Annotated in this window: 12 protein-coding genes and 1 tRNA gene; 8 read left to right on the forward strand and 5 right to left on the reverse strand. The window is 64.0% G+C overall.

What is annotated here, in order from left to right; translation table 11 throughout:
• Window positions 1-3 precede the first annotated feature (3 nt).
• A complete protein-coding gene (locus VIL88_RS14345; protein ID WP_331990001.1) occupies window positions 4-1,395 on the forward strand; it encodes an MFS transporter in 1,392 nt (463 codons plus the stop codon).
• 4 nt (window positions 1,396-1,399) lie between these two features.
• Here VIL88_RS14345 and VIL88_RS14350 read toward each other — a convergent pair whose 3' ends face one another.
• Entirely contained in the window at window positions 1,400-2,176 is a 777-nt protein-coding gene (locus tag VIL88_RS14350; RefSeq protein WP_414650142.1) for an RlmE family RNA methyltransferase, read from the reverse strand.
• Entirely contained in the window at window positions 2,133-3,314 is a 1,182-nt protein-coding gene (locus tag VIL88_RS14355) for a Ppx/GppA phosphatase family protein (RefSeq protein WP_331990005.1), read from the reverse strand. The genes VIL88_RS14350 and VIL88_RS14355 overlap by 44 nt, the downstream gene beginning before the upstream one ends.
• Before the next feature lie 228 nt (window positions 3,315-3,542).
• On the opposite strand from VIL88_RS14355, the gene VIL88_RS14360 reads away from it, so the two are divergent.
• Window positions 3,543-3,616, forward strand: a tRNA-Gln gene (locus VIL88_RS14360).
• A 644-nt stretch (window positions 3,617-4,260) separates the two neighbouring features.
• Here VIL88_RS14360 and VIL88_RS14365 read toward each other — a convergent pair.
• Together VIL88_RS14365 and VIL88_RS14370 are read right to left on the reverse strand one after the other, a co-directional pair.
• Window positions 4,261-5,190, reverse strand: coding sequence for a sugar phosphate isomerase/epimerase (locus VIL88_RS14365; protein WP_331990007.1), 930 nt, complete (start codon window positions 5,188-5,190; stop codon window positions 4,261-4,263).
• A 3-nt stretch (window positions 5,191-5,193) separates the two neighbouring features.
• Window positions 5,194-6,321, reverse strand: coding sequence for a Gfo/Idh/MocA family oxidoreductase (locus VIL88_RS14370; RefSeq protein ID WP_331990009.1), 1,128 nt, complete (start codon window positions 6,319-6,321; stop codon window positions 5,194-5,196).
• Between the two features lie 118 nt (window positions 6,322-6,439).
• On the opposite strand from VIL88_RS14370, the gene VIL88_RS14375 reads away from it, so the two are divergent.
• From VIL88_RS14375 to iolB, 6 genes are all read left to right on the forward strand, one after another.
• Window positions 6,440-7,282 carry a MurR/RpiR family transcriptional regulator gene (locus tag VIL88_RS14375; protein WP_331990011.1) on the forward strand — a complete coding sequence of 281 codons (843 nt, stop codon included), beginning with the start codon at window positions 6,440-6,442 and terminating at the stop codon, window positions 7,280-7,282.
• A 126-nt stretch (window positions 7,283-7,408) separates the two neighbouring features.
• Window positions 7,409-9,346: a bifunctional 5-dehydro-2-deoxygluconokinase/5-dehydro-2-deoxyphosphogluconate aldolase gene (locus VIL88_RS14380; protein ID WP_331990013.1), complete on the forward strand. Its 1,938-nt coding sequence runs from the start codon at window positions 7,409-7,411 to the stop codon at window positions 9,344-9,346.
• Window positions 9,347-9,395: 49 nt separating this feature from the next.
• Window positions 9,396-11,243, forward strand: coding sequence for a 3D-(3,5/4)-trihydroxycyclohexane-1,2-dione acylhydrolase (decyclizing) (iolD, locus tag VIL88_RS14385; protein ID WP_331990015.1), 1,848 nt, complete (start codon window positions 9,396-9,398; stop codon window positions 11,241-11,243).
• A 169-nt stretch (window positions 11,244-11,412) separates the two neighbouring features.
• A complete protein-coding gene (gene iolE / locus VIL88_RS14390; protein ID WP_331990017.1) occupies window positions 11,413-12,330 on the forward strand; it encodes a myo-inosose-2 dehydratase in 918 nt (305 codons plus the stop codon).
• Window positions 12,331-12,372: 42 nt separating this feature from the next.
• The gene (locus tag VIL88_RS14395) at window positions 12,373-12,624 is read left to right on the forward strand and encodes a hypothetical protein (RefSeq protein WP_331990019.1); all 252 of its coding nucleotides are present in this window, start codon (window positions 12,373-12,375) and stop codon (window positions 12,622-12,624) included.
• Entirely contained in the window at window positions 12,569-13,369 is an 801-nt protein-coding gene (gene iolB, locus VIL88_RS14400) for a 5-deoxy-glucuronate isomerase (protein ID WP_331990021.1), read from the forward strand. The genes VIL88_RS14395 and iolB overlap by 56 nt, the downstream gene beginning before the upstream one ends.
• A 131-nt stretch (window positions 13,370-13,500) precedes the next feature.
• Here the strand turns inward: iolB and iolG are convergent, their stop codons facing one another.
• Window positions 13,501-14,538 (reverse strand): inositol 2-dehydrogenase, encoded by a 1,038-nt coding sequence (gene iolG, locus VIL88_RS14405; protein WP_331990023.1) that lies wholly within the window; start codon window positions 14,536-14,538, stop codon window positions 13,501-13,503.
• Window positions 14,539-14,563 lie beyond the last annotated feature (25 nt).

Genomic DNA, 14,563 nt, shown 5'->3' on the forward strand with positions numbered 1-14,563 from the left:
CGCTTGGTTTCCTCCCGTGTCGTGCCGCTGGTGCTGGCAACCGCCCTGTTTATGGAAAACATGGACTCCACCGTGATCGCGACCTCGCTGGCGGCGATCGCGGCGGATATCGGCACCGATCCGATTTCGCTCAAGCTCGCGCTCACCGCCTATCTCGTGGCCCTCGCCATCTTCATCCCCTTGTCGAGCTGGATGGCGGACCGGTTCGGCGCGCGCAACGTGTTCCGCGTCGCCATGGCCGTGTTCATGTGCGGGTCGGTCGCCTGTGCTTTCTCCTCCTCGCTCGGTGCCTTTGTCGTGTCGCGCTTCATCCAGGGCATGGGCGGCGCGATGATGGGACCGGTGGCGCGGCTGGTGCTGGTGCGCTCGACGCCGCGGCACCGGCTGGTGGACGCCATGGCGTGGCTGACCATTCCGGCGCTGATCGGACCGATCGTCGGGCCGCCCTTTGGTGGCTTTCTCACCACCTATTTCTCATGGCATTGGATCTTCATCATCAACGTGCCGATCGGCATCATGGGCATGATCCTGGTGGGGCTGGTGCTGCCCAACGAGGTGCGCAATGCACCGCGGCGGATCGACCGCAAGGGGTTTGTCCTGGCCGGCAGCGCCTTTGCCCTTTTTGCCTTCGGCTGCTCGGTAATCAGCCTGCCGGCGCTGCCGCCGGTCTATGGTGCGGTGGCTGCCGCGGCCGGCATCGGGCTGGGAGCCATCTATGTGCGGCACGCCCTCAGCACGCGATACCCGCTTCTTGACCTGCGCCTCCTAGCGCGCCCGATTTTTCGGACATCGGTGGTGGCCGGCACCTTCTTCCGGCTCGGGCAAGGCGCCACGCCGTTCCTGTTCCCGCTGATGCTGCAGCTGGCCTTCGGCATGAACCCGTTCCAGTCCGGCATGGTGACCTTTGCCTCGGCCATCGGCGCCCTGGTCGCCAAGTTCTGCGCCAACTGGATGTTCCGGCGCTTTGGCTTCAAGTATCCGCTGGTGATCTCAACCACCGTGTCGGCCGGCGGGATCCTCGCCATGGGCACCTATGTGCCCGGCACGCCCATGGCGCTGATCCTAGGCATCCTGGTCTTTACCGGCTTCTGGCAATCCATGTTCTGGACCGGCTCCAACGCCTTCACCTTTGCCGATATCGATGACAAGGATGCGGGACAGGCCAATACGATCAGCCAGGTCTGGGGGCAGCTGATGTTTGCCATGGGCGTGGCGCTGGGCGGGGGCATCCTGGAGCTGACGCACAAGCTGCGCGGCGGCGGCGCGCTGGTGCTGGGCGACTTCCACATCGCCTTCTTTGTCGTGGCCAGCGTGGGCTTTGTCGCCACGGCGCTGTTTCTGCGGCTGCCACACAATGCCGGGCACCAGCTCACCCAGGGCGGCGGGGTGCACTAGCGCCTTATCGATCGTCTTGGTCGTGCTCTTCCGTCATCTCACGACCCCCTTTGAACCCCTTCGCGATCAAGTAGGCCTCGGCCGAGTCGGCGCGGCTGGAGGGTGGCTTGGCGTGGAAGGTCGAGCGGAAGTGGCGCTTGAGCATGTGGAGCAGTTCATGCTCGGTGCCGCCCTGGAAGACCTTGGCGACAAAAGCGCCGCCGGGGGCCAGCACGTCCAGCGCGAAATCGGCGGCGATCTCGATCAGCTGCACGATGCGCAGGTGATCGGTGGCGCGATGGCCGGTGGTGGGCCAGGCCATGTCGCTCATGACGAGGTCAGCCTTCTTGCCGCCCATGGCGTCGATCAGCAGCTGTGGCGCGTCGTCCTCGGTGAAATCCTTGCGGAGAAGGATCACGCCGGGAATGGGGTCCATTTCGAGATAGTCGATGCCCACGACCAGCGGGTTGGCCTCGGTCGAGCCGACTGCCTTTGCCGCCACCTGCGACCAGCCGCCGGGGGCGGCTCCGAGGTCGACCACGCGCGTTCCCCGGTGGAAAAGCTTATGCTTTCCATCCATTTCCTTGATCTTGAAGGCGGCACGGGACCGATAGCCCTCGGCGCGGGCCTTGGCGACGTAGGGGTCGTTGAGCTGACGCTCCAGCCACTTGGTCGAGCTGACCTTGCGCCCCTTGGCCGATTTCACGCGGATCTTGAGATCCTTCTCGGACTTGCGGCCGCCCGTGCCCAGAGCCTTGTCAACCATTTGCGTTCCTCCGCGGATAGCGCGATGCGCGGGCATGGACGCGGTCGGCATCCATCAATGAGATCAGGATGCCCTCGCGCAGGCCCCGATCGGCGACGCGCACGCGTTCGGTCGGCCATTCGCGGCGGATTGCCTCGAAAATGGCGCAGCCGGGCAGCACTAGGTCGGCCCGGTCGCGGCCGATGCAGGGATGGGCGACGCGGCGGTCAAAGGACATGCCGAGGAGGATCTTCATGGTCTCATCCACCTCAGCGCGCTTCATCCAGAGCCCGTCGACCTTTTGCCGCTCATAACGCTCAAGCCCGAGATGAAGGCCGGCCAGGGTCGTCACGGTGCCCGACGTGCCGATCAGGTGAACAGGATGGTTGGCAATCATCTGCCTGAGCTTCTCGCGGCCGCGGAATTGCTTGAGGTGCTCGGCCACATAGGCGACCATCGCCTCGAAGACCTGGGGCGTCACGTCGACGCCGCCGAAGCGTTCGGCAATGGAGACGACGCCCACCGGCAGCGATTGCCAGGAGCGAATCGAGGCTGACATGCGGCCTTGCGAGCGGGGACGCCCGCCGCGGAAGTCCATCCATGCCAGTTCCGAGGAACCGCCACCGATGTCGAACATCAGGGCGCCCGCGGCCGCCCCTTCTATCAGGTCGGCGCAGCCAGTGACCGCCAATTCGGCCTCGGTGCGGCGGTCTATGATTTCGAGGTCGAGCCCGATCTCGCTCTTGACGCGCTGGAGAAAGGCGGGGCCGTTCTCAGCGGCGCGGCAGGCCTCGGTGGCGATCAGGCGCATCCGGGCCGGCTGGTGCTCGCGCAGCTTGTTGCGGCACTGGCGCAACGCCTCCATGGTGCGCTCCATGGCCGCGTCGCCCAGCCGTCCGGTGACGGAGACGCCCTCGCCCAGGCGGACGATGCGGGTAAAGCCATCCAGCACGCGAAAGCCATGGTCATGCGGACGGGCGATGAGGAGGCGGCAATTGTTGGTGCCAAGGTCCAGCGCCGCATAGGTGGGTCCACGGTGCCGGCGCGGATTTGGGGCGGCTGGTGTCCGCTTGTCCGCCTGAGCGGAAGGCGCGTTGCCCCCCGCCTGCCCCAGCTGTCCGTGATCGGACGGGGCGCGGATTGCCGATACCTCGTCCTGCGAGGCTCTGGCGGCGGACCGATCGGAATCGGTCACGATAGTCTCCTGCCATGCGCGGTCGTCCGGACCGGTCATGCCGGCGGCGCCCGACGCACTGTTTATTGCGTGTCACCGATCAAGGTAGTGCAAGGGGCGCCTGAGCGCAATGGCGCCAATTGGGAGTGACTGACGCGTCGGAGGCGCTTGCAATCTGTTGGCGCATTGTCTATGCAGTGCCCGCGCCGACCGGTTCGGCCCACCGAGCGGCCCCGCCGCTTCCCTTGCTGGGGAATAGTTCAACGGTAGAACAGCGGACTCTGACTCCGTCAATCTTGGTTCGAATCCAGGTTCCCCAGCCAAAACTCTCTCGCATTGTCGAGTATACGTTTCGGTTTCCTCCCGACGAACATAGTGACCATGTTGCCGGTCGCTATGCGTGAGCGGTGTGCTCCGCTGGGCAGCGCAGATCAGTCATTTGCCTCAATAAGCGCAAGACGAAGCAGGGTGTGCCGAACCAGCTCTCTATTGCAAGAAAGTCGAAGAGGAACGAGTTCGCTATTCGGCTTCCCAGTTGATCGTCGCGGACTTTGAGCTGTTAACTAAGCTCACTTGCGCGCGCAGCATTTCAGGTCAGAACGAGGGCGGCACCAGTGTTTCGTTCAGAATGCAGCTTTCTGGACCAGAATCTTTGTGGCGTTCTTGCACGGTCCAATCTTTATTGATGATCGCACTTTTTAACATCCGAGCCTGCTTTTTTGGATCGCCCTGCTGTCATTGTGTACGATCCTCGTCACTTCGCTGGCGCGGCTGCCATGGTATCGCGCTAGGTTCCTGATGGCTCTAGGCCTCATAGGATCTCTGGAAGTCGTCTACCTACTTAGCACTGATCCGGTCGGAAACACGTCTGATCCTATGGTGTGCGAGCAGAGCTCTGGAGAACTGCCGCGATGTTGAAGTGACACCACGGGCGGATGATCAGCGCCTTGACTCACACAAGAGGTGATCACCTTGAGCCGCTTTTCGGCGAACGACGCAGTCGTAACTCGCGAAAACGGGAGGGGTAGATACCCCGACCAACTTCTTCCGATGCAGTTGGTCGGCCCCCTGCCTCTTCCCACAACTCCCGCACCAGCTTCTGCATGGTCAGCGACTCTTTCCAGCGGTCGGTGAGGTCGCGGCCGTCGGGGCCCGGGATGGCGTAGTAGGGTTGGGGGCCCAGTTCGCAGACAAAGGTCAGTTCGGCGTCGGGGGCGGCGCGTTGGCGCCAGCTGCGGAAGCCGCGCTGCCACCATTGGGCGAACTGGTCGACATAGGGCTGGTGTTGGGGGAAGCTGATGGGCAGCTGCACCTGGCCGCTGCCGGCCACCCGGCCGTGAAAGGCCCAGACATGGTCGAGGATCCTAGTGATCTGGGCGTCGGTTTCGGCTGAGACGGGCAGCTCGATCTCGCGGGCCACGACATAGTGGGAGAGATCGCCCAGGAGCTTGAGATTGGGCAGTGCGTCGAGCAGGTCGAGGGTAAAGAGGAGGTCGTTGGTCAGCCGCCCGCGGTGGGTCTCGACATAGACGGGGAAATCCACCTGCCGCGCCATAGCGTCGAGACGTTCAAGCGCGGCGACGGCTTCGCTCAGGCGGCGCGGCCGGAAGTTGAGCTGGAGATTGAGGTGGTGGAGGCCATGCCGCACGCCCCGCTCCAGGGCCGGCGGGACCTGGTCGAGGTCGGTGGGCAGACAGGTGCCTTCCATGATCAACCCATGTTCCTGCGCCACGGCAGCGCTGGCGCTGGCTGTTGCATCGTCCTCCCACATGGTGCTGATGCCGTCGAAACCGGCCTCTTTAATCAGCGCGACGTTCTCAGCAAGCGAGCGCTCTTGCGGCACGTCCCGCAGGTTCTGCATGGCCCAGAGTGATTGCAGCACGAGGAATTTCTGCATGGGTCAGGCCTCCTGGTCGAGATTGATCCAGCGGCCTTCGCGATGACTTCGCGCCATGGCGTGGACTGCTCGCTCGATGCCGAGGCCGGTGTCGAAGTCGATCACCCGCGCCGGTTCGCCAGCAATGCGGCGGAGAAGTTCGTGGCACTCGATGATCTTGAGGTCATTGAAGCCAAGGCCGTGGCCGGGCGCGGGAATGAAGCGGTCATAGGGCGGGTGCTGCGGCGCGGCCAGGATGGTGCGGAAGCCCTGCTCTGCCGGCTTGTCGCTGGTGACATAGAGCTGGAACTCGTTGAAGCGCTCCTGGTCGAAGGTGATGGTGCCCTTGCTGCCAAATATCTGCAGCGCAATGCGACCCTTGCGGCCCCAGGCGGAACGATCGAGCGCCATGACGCCGCTTATGCCGCCGGAGAGTTCGAAGAGGATGCTGGCGATGTCGAAGGTTTCGACCGAACGACGCGCACCATCGGCGGTGGGTCGATCGGCATAGGGCTTGGAGAGGTGAGCGAAGACCCGAGCGACTGGTCCGAAGAGGATCTGGAGCAGGCTCAACGGGTGGACGCCGAAGTCGTCGAGGGCGCCGTAGCCGGAGCTCGCCTCGCTCTTCCAGTAGAACAGGGCTTCCGGATCGGCCATGAAGTCCTCGTCCATTTCGAGACGAACGTGATTGACCCGGCCGATAGTGCCCTGCCCCAGGACGTGGCCGATCTGCCGGATCAAGGGATTCTGGATGTAGTTGTAGCCGAGGATGGCCACCCTGCCCGAGCGATGTGCGGCGGCCGCCATGCGCTCGGCATCAACCAGCGCCACGGCCATGGGTTTTTCGCACCAGACATGCTTGCCCGCTTCCAGCGCGGCGATGGCCATTTCGGCGTGAAAGGCATTGGGCGTGGTGATTGAGACCACCTCGACCTCGGGATCGGCGATCAGCTCGCGCCAGTCGCCGGTGGCGCGCTCAAAGCCGAACTCGTCGGCGCGGCGGCGCGCCGTTTGCCCGTCGACCTCTGCCAGATGGGCGAGGACGGGCCGCGGTCCATCACCGAAAACAGCCTTCACCCCGTTCCAGGCCAAGGCGTGGCACTTGCCCATATAGCCGGTGCCGATCAGGCCAACGCCGATAGTGCTTTTCATTCCATTCTCCTCCCTCGCGAAATGAATAGTCCATCTATTCCATCTTCGGAATAGGTTTTCTAACGAGGCTTGATTGCGCCGAGATATTGGGGATTATGAGCCAAACCGGGATCACACCATGTCTGACGCCACTGCCAAAGAGCATCCACCGCAGGACTTCGACGCGCTTCGTGCGGCCATTCTCGAGCGCAAAGGCGAACTGCCCAAGCGACTGACCCAGGTTGCCGTCTTTGCCCTCGACCACCCAGACGAGATCGCCTTCGGCACCGCCGCCAGCATTGCCGTATCGGCCAATGTGCAGCCCTCAACGCTGGTGCGCTTTGCCCAGCATTTCGGATTCGATGGGTTCTCTGGGCTGCAGCTGTTGTTTCGGGCGCGCCTGCGCGAACGAACCTCATCCTACGAGGACCGGTTGCGCACGCTGGAGCAGAACGACGCGGCGCTGGCCGAGAGCACGACCATCTTTAACGGCTTCGTGGGGGCAGCGCACCGGTCCATCGATGCCCTTGCCGATGCCGTGGAGCCTGAGGCTTTTGAACGCGCGGTGACGCTGCTGGCCAAAGCCGAAACGATCTACCTGATCGCCAAGCGCCGCTCCTACCCGATCAGCAGCTATATGGCCTATGCCTTTGGCAAGTTGCGGGTGCGATGCCAGCTGGTGGGGACCTCCGCCGGCATCGACGAGGATCTCCTTGCCATGGCGACGCCGAGGGATGCAGCCTTTGCGGTGAGCTTTTCGCCTTATGCGTCGGAGAGCGCGGCACAAGCGCGGATGATGGCCGCGAACGGCATCCCGGTCGTGTCGCTGACCGATTCGGCCTTTTCGCCGCTGGTGGAGTGTTCCAAGGAATGGTTCGAAGTGGTGGAGGCCGATCACGCGGGCTTCCGGTCGCTATCGGCCAGCATGGCCTTTGCCATGGCCCTGACCGTGTCCATTGCCGAGAAGCGCCGCCGCGGCTGACGCAACGAATTCCGTTATTAGAACGTACATTCTATGTTGACGGATCGGCGGAACCCATGTTTCATGTTGTCGACGAACCCGCGAGGGTGAACCAGCACCGGCCATCGGCCACATGAGAGGATCGCCGTGACCCAAGCGCAACCCGATCATAGGACCAAGACGCTCGACGTGATCACCATCGGTCGTGCCTCGGTCGACCTTTATGGCCAGCAGATCGGCACGCGCCTCGAAGATATCGGGAGCTTTGCAAAGTCGGTTGGCGGCTGCCCGACCAACATCGCCGTGGGCACGGCGCGGCTGGGCCTCCGCTCGGCGCTGATCACTCGGGTCGGCAACGAGCAGATGGGCCGCTTCATCCGTGAGCAGCTCGAACGCGAGGGGGTGGAGGTCTCGGGCATCGCCACCGATCCGGAGCGGCTGACGGCGCTGGTGCTGCTTTCGGTGGAAGCCGAGGGCGTTTCGCCCATGATCTTCTATCGCACCGACTGCGCCGACATGGCGCTGGACGAGAGCAATATCGACGAGGCGCTGATCGCCTCGAGCCGTTCCATCGTGGTGACCGGTACCCATTTCTCCCGAGCCCATAGCGAGGCAGCACAGAAGAAGGCCATTCGCCTGGCCAAGGCGCATGGCGCAAAGGTCGCCTTCGACATCGACTACCGGCCAAATCTCTGGGGTCTGGCGGGACACGAAGCGGGCTTTTCCCGCTATGTGGCTTCGGACGTGGTCTCCGAGAAATACAGGTCGGTCTTGCCCGACTGCGACCTCATTGTCGGCACCGAAGAGGAGGTGCTGATCGCCTCCGGAGAGGCCGACCTCCTATCCGCGCTGAGAACGATTCGGTCCTTGTCCTCCGGGACCATCGTTCTCAAGCGCGGCCCCATGGGCTGCATCGTCTATGACGGGCCGATCCCCGACGACCTTGAGCAGGGCATTGTCGGCAAGGGCTTCCCGATCGAAGTCTACAATGTGTTGGGTGCGGGCGATGCCTTCATGAGCGGCTGGCTGCGCGGCTGGCTCAGGGGCGAACCGCATGCGACCAGCGCCACCTGGGCCAATGCCTGCGGGGCCTTTGCCGTGTCTCGGCTGCTCTGCGCGCCGGAATATCCGAGCTGGGAGGAGCTCAACTATTTCCTAGAACATGGCAGTTCGGAGCGCGCCCTGCGCAAGGACGCGGCGCTCAATCATATCCACTGGGCGACCAATCGCCGCCGTGACATTCCCCACCTCATGGCTCTGGCCATCGACCACCGCAGCCAGCTCGAGGATCTTGCCAATGGCGACGCCGAGGTGCTGGCGCGCATACCGCGCTTCAAGACCCTGGCCGTGAAGGCGGCCAGCCGGGTGGCGCGGGGCCGGAGCGGGTTCGGCATGTTGCTCGACGACAAGTATGGGCGCGATGCCCTCTTTGCCGCCGGGGCTGAGAAGGACTTCTGGATCGGCAAGCCGATCGAGCTACCGGGATCGCGGCCGCTGCAGTTCGAATGGAGCCAGGACCTTGGCTCCCGGCTGGTCGACTGGCCGGTGGACCATTGCATCAAGGTGCTTTGCTTCTATCATCCAGATGACGCAGCCGAGCTCAAGCAGGTGCAAATCGAAAAGCTGCGCTCGGCCTATGAGGCGGCGCGCAAGGTCGGGCGGGACATCCTGATCGAGGTGATCGCCAGCAAGCACGGAACGCTTGCCGAGGACACGATCAGCCGTGCGCTGAGTGAGATCTATGCCGCTGGCATCAAGCCGGACTGGTGGAAACTCGAGCCGCAAGCCAGCGCGGCTGCGTGGACTGCCGTTGACCAGGTAATCGAGACCAACGATCCCTATTGCCGCGGCGTGGTGTTGCTGGGGCTCGAGGCGCCGCAGGATGTCCTGGAGGCCGGGTTCGCGGCGGCCCGCGGCTCGCGGACGGTAAAGGGGTTTGCCGTCGGCCGGACCATCTTTGCCGAAGCGGCCAAGGGCTGGCTGGCCGGTGCGATCGATGACGAGGCGGCTGTGGACGACATGGCCCGCCGGTTCGGCGCGCTGGTCGAGGTCTGGGAGAGGCTGGGCGAAAGCCGGGCGGCCTAAGGACAGACTCAGGCCAAGTACTCAAGAAGAATACGAGCAGGACATTGCCATGAGCCAGAAAACGATCCGCCTTACCATGGCCCAGGCCGTGGCCCGCTTCCTGACCATGCAGAAGACCGTGATCGACGGCGAGACCGTGCCGATCTTTGGCGGGGTCTTCGCCATTTTCGGTCATGGCAATGTCGCAGGCATGGGCGAGGCGCTCCATGGGATCAAGGACGTGTTTCCGACCTATCGCGCGCAAAACGAGCAGGGCATGGCGCATGCGGCGATCGCCTATAGCAAGGCCAGCTTCCGCCGGCGCTTCATGGCCTGCACGACCTCCATCGGCCCGGGCGCGCTCAACATGGTGACGGCGGCGGCGCTGGCCCATGTCAATCGGCTGCCCGTGCTGCTGCTGCCGGGCGATGTCTTTGCCAATCGCCTGCCCGACCCGGTGCTGCAACAGGCCGAGGATTTCGGCGATGGAACAACCACGGTCAACGATTGCTTCAGGCCCGTCAGCCGCTATTTCGACCGCATTACCCGCCCCGAGCAGATCATTCCGGCACTGCGGCGCGCCATGCAGGTGCTGACCGACCCGGCGGACTGCGGTCCGGTGACGCTGAGCCTCTGCCAGGATGTGCAGGCGGAGGCCTATGATTATCCGGAGAGCTTCTTTGACGAAAAGGTCTGGACCATTCGCCGCGTGATGCCGGATGCGGATGAATTTGCCTCTGCTGCGGCGGCGCTGCTGCAGGCCAAGAAGCCGGTCATCATTGCAGGAGGCGGCGTGCTCTATTCGGGCGCCACTGCCGCGCTGCGCAATTTCGCTGAGCGCTATGGCGTGCCGGTGCTGGAGACGCAGGCGGGCAAGTCCAGCCTGCCGCATGACCATGCGCTCAACATGGGTTCGGTCGGGGTTACGGGTACTTCTGCGTCCAACCGGCTGGCCGAAGAGGCCGATGTGGTGCTCGCCGTCGGTACCCGGCTCCAGGATTTCACGACCGGCTCCTGGGCGCTGTTCAAGAACGAGAACCTCAAGATCATCGGCCTGAACGTGCAGCCCTTTGATGCGCACAAGCATGGCGCCCTGCCCCTGGTTGCCGATGCGCGCGTCGGGCTCGACGCGCTTAACACGGCGCTGACCGGCTGGCAGGCGGATCCGAGCTGGACCGAAGGTGCCAAGGACGGCAAGGAGGAGTGGCTGGTGGCGGCAGATCGCGCCACTGCGTCCACCAACGCCGAGCTACCCTCCGACGCGCAGGTAATCGGGGCGGTGCAGCGGGCGCGCGAGAATGCCGTGCTGGTCTGCGCCGCCGGCGGCCTGCCGGGCGAGTTGCACAAGCTGTGGAAGGCCAATGGCCCAGGCAGCTACCACATGGAATACGGCTTTTCGACCATGGGCTACGAGATCGCCGGCGGCCTCGGCGTCAAGCTGGCCCGTCCCGACGCGGATGTGGTCGTCATGGTGGGCGACGGCAGCTACATGATGCTCAATTCCGAGATCGCGAGCGCGGTGATGCTGGGCGCCAAGCTCACCATCGTCCTGCTCGATAATGCGGGCTATGGCTGCATCAACCGGCTGCAGATGGCGACCGGCGGGGCTAACTTCAACAACCTGCTCAAGGACACGCACCACGTAACCCTGCCCGGCATCGACTTTGCCGCCCACGCGGCTGCCATGGGCGCCCAGGCCCGCAAGGTCGGATCCATCGCCGAACTGGAAACGGCCCTGCAGGAAACGGAAGGCCAGGACCGCACGACGGTGATCGTCATCGACACCGATCCGCTGATCACCACCGACGAAGGCGGCCATTGGTGGGACGTGGCGGTGCCGGAAGTGAGTGAACGTCCGCAGGTGAATGCCGCGCGCGAGGCCTATGTGGCGGCGCTGAAGGCGCAGCGGGTAGGGTAAGCATCATTCGCTACCCCTCGCACGATGTCATCCCAGCGTAGGCCGGGATCCATGCGGTGAGCGACCACCGCGGCGGCGTATGCGAATGGTTGCGGACATGGTTTCCGGTCTTCGCCGGAATGACGCAGTGGTTGGATAGCCCGCACGGGCGAGAGTTGGAGCATCGATCTTGAAAGCCAAACTTGGCATGTCGCCCATTGCGTGGTGGAACGACGACCTGGTGGAACTCAGCGACGATGTCTCGCTGGAGGAATGCCTGCGCCAGTCGCGCTCGGCGGGCTTTACCGGCATGGAAAAAGGGCGCCGCTTCCCTGACGACCCCGACGTCATGCTGCCCATTCTGCGTGCCGCCGATGTGACGCTGTGCGGCGGCTGGTTTTCGGGAACGCTGGTGGATGAAGAGCTTGCCGCCCACAAGGACCGCATCCAGCCCATGATCGAGCTGTTCAAGGCGGTCGATGCGCCCTGCATCGTCTATGGCGAGGTGGGGCGGTCGATCCAGGGCGACCGGTCCAAACCGCTGGCCACCAAACCGAAGCTGGGTGACGACGAGATGAAGGCCTATGCCCGCAAGGTCACCGCGTTCGGCGAGTGGTGTGCCGACCAGGGCATGCCGCTATCCTATCACCACCATATGGCTGCCGTGGTGGAGACGCAGGACGAGCTCGACGCCTTCATGAACCATTCGGGCGCGGGCATTCCGCTGCTGCTCGACGCAGGACATCTCGCCTTTGCGGGCGGCGACGTCCTGGCAGCGATCGACAAGCATCACGCCCGCATCAACCACGTCCACGTCAAGGACATCCGCCGGACCGTGGTCGATGGCCTCGACCGCACGCGGCAAAGCTTCCTTGATGCCGTGGCGCTAGGCGCCTTCACCGTGCCCGGCGACGGCTCGCTCGATTTCGGAGCCATCGTCCAGCGCCTGGCCGATCATGGCTATGAGGGGTGGTTTGTGGTGGAGGCCGAGCAGGATCCGGTGGCCAATCCGCCTTTGCGCATGGCGCAGGTCGGTTACAAGGAGCTGATGCGGGTGATGACCGCCGCCGGCTACATGGTCGAGACTGAAGGCTTCCCCAAAGGGTAAGCTTTCCCGTAGAAGGCTCGGGAACCTGAGGGAGACTGTGCCATGGCGTTGAAGCCTAACGACGTGAACTGGTTTAGACCGCTCTGGCGCCGCGTCGCCGTTACCGCGTTTCTTGCGGTGTGGTGCGCCTGGGAGTGGCTGTGGAACCAGGAGCCGTTCTGGGGCGTGCTGGTAGGCGCAGCGCTGGCCTATTCGCTCTACAATTTCTTTTATGCCTTCCCCAAAGAGGAGCCGGCCCATGAGCAAATCTCCCCTCCTGATCCGACCGACAGCGACGACGGGACTCGTCCATGATGTGACGCCGGCTTCGGCAGGCTGGCGCCATGTCGGCTTTGCCCTACACAAACTCCCTGCCGGCGAAGTTGCCGGTGGTGACAGCGGCGAGCAGGAGCTTTGCCTTGTGCTGGTCAGCGGCAAGGCGCGCATCGCGGTCGACGGACAGGATTTCGGCGAAATTGGCGAGCGCATGTCGCCTTTCGAGGGCGCGCCGCATGCGGTCTATGTGCCCAAGGGCAGCCAGTGGGTTGCCGACGCCACGACCGACCTTGAGCTTGCCGTTTGCGCGGCCCCAGGAGGTGGCGACTACAAGGCCCATGTGATTGCCCCTGGCCGGCATCCGCGCATCACGCGCGGTAAGGGCGCCAATGTGCGGCACGTCTATAACATCATGCCCGAGAACGATGGGGCGGCGCATTCGCTGCTGGTGGTCGAAGTCATCACGCCACAGGGCAATACCTCCTCCTATCCGCCGCACAAGCACGATCAGGACGATCTGCCCCTCGAGAGCGAGCTAGAGGAAACCTATTACCACCGGCTCAACCCACCGCAGGGCTTTGCCTTCCAGCGGGTCTATACCGATGACCGGATCCTCGACGAAGCCATGGCGGTGGAGGACGGCGACGTGACGCTGGTGCCGCGCGGTTACCATCCCGTGGCTACGACGGCGGGATACGATCTCTACTATCTCAATGTGATGGCTGGGCCGAAGCGGGTGTGGAAGTTCCACAATGCCGCCGAGCATGAGTGGCTGCTGAAGTAGGAATACGCTGCCCTCATTTCCCCACCGGGCGTCACCCTCGGGTTTCCCGAGGGCGTTGCACTTGAGGTGCGCCCGGCAAGTGTAGAACCCTCGGATCAAGCCCGAGGGTGACGATCGAGAATGGGACGCGTTCAGCGCCCCTGAAACACGCTCTTGTCGGCCAGGGCGCCGGTGACTTCGCTGACCTTGACTGCCCTGCCCTCCTGGGCCGACTTCACCGCGGCGTCGGCGAGGGCCAGGGCGATGAGGCCGTCGATGCCGCTTGGCGTGGCCGGTGACTTGCTTTCCACGGCATCGATGAAGGCGCTGATCTCGCGCGCATAGGCCTCGGTGTAGCGGGTCATGAAGAAGTCATGCAGCGGCGGGCGGGTATAGCCGCTGGAATTGGCGACCTCGATCATGACGGGGCGCTGGTTCTCGGCGGACACGGCGCCCTTCGATCCATGCACCTCGATGCGCTGGTCATAACCATAGGTCGCGCGACGGGAGTTGGAGATGGTGGCGTGCTTGCCCGAAGCGGTGGACAGCATGACCGACACGGAATCGTAGTCGCCTGCATCGCCAATGGCGGGATCCACCAGGACTGAGGCCTGGGCGCTGACGGTTTCGATTTCTTCGCCTAGGAGCCAGCGCGCCATGTCGAAGTCGTGGATGGTCATGTCGCGGAAGATGCCGCCCGAGCGCTTTATGTAGTCGACCGGAGGCGCACCAGGATCGCGCGAGATGATGGTGACCATCTCCACCGCGCCGATCTCGCCCCTGCTGATCACGTCGCGCACCGCCATGAAATGGGGGTCGAAGCGGCGGTTGAAGCCGACCATCAGCGTGGCGCCTTCCGCATCGACTACCTTGAGGCAGGCCTTTACCCGCTCGACATCGAGGTCGATCGGCTTCTCGCAGAAGATCGCCTTGCCGGCCCGCGAGAACTGCTCGATCAGGTCGGCATGGGTATCGGTGGGCGTGCAGATCACGACCGCGTCGATGTCACCGGCGTTGAGAATGGCCTCGACGCTGCGCACCTCGGCGCCGTATTGCGAGGCCAGGTCGGTGGCGGCCTTTTCAAAGGCATCAGCCACGGCGACAAGCTGGGCCTTGGTGCTCGAGGTGATGGCCTTGGCATGCACCTTGCCGATGCGGCCGGCGCCGAGCAGGCCGAAACGAACAGTCATTTTAGTCTCCGGATAGATGCGCCGG

The sequence above is a fragment of the Devosia sp. genome, assembly GCF_036563435.1.
Classification (GTDB): Bacteria; Pseudomonadota; Alphaproteobacteria; order Rhizobiales; family Devosiaceae; genus Devosia.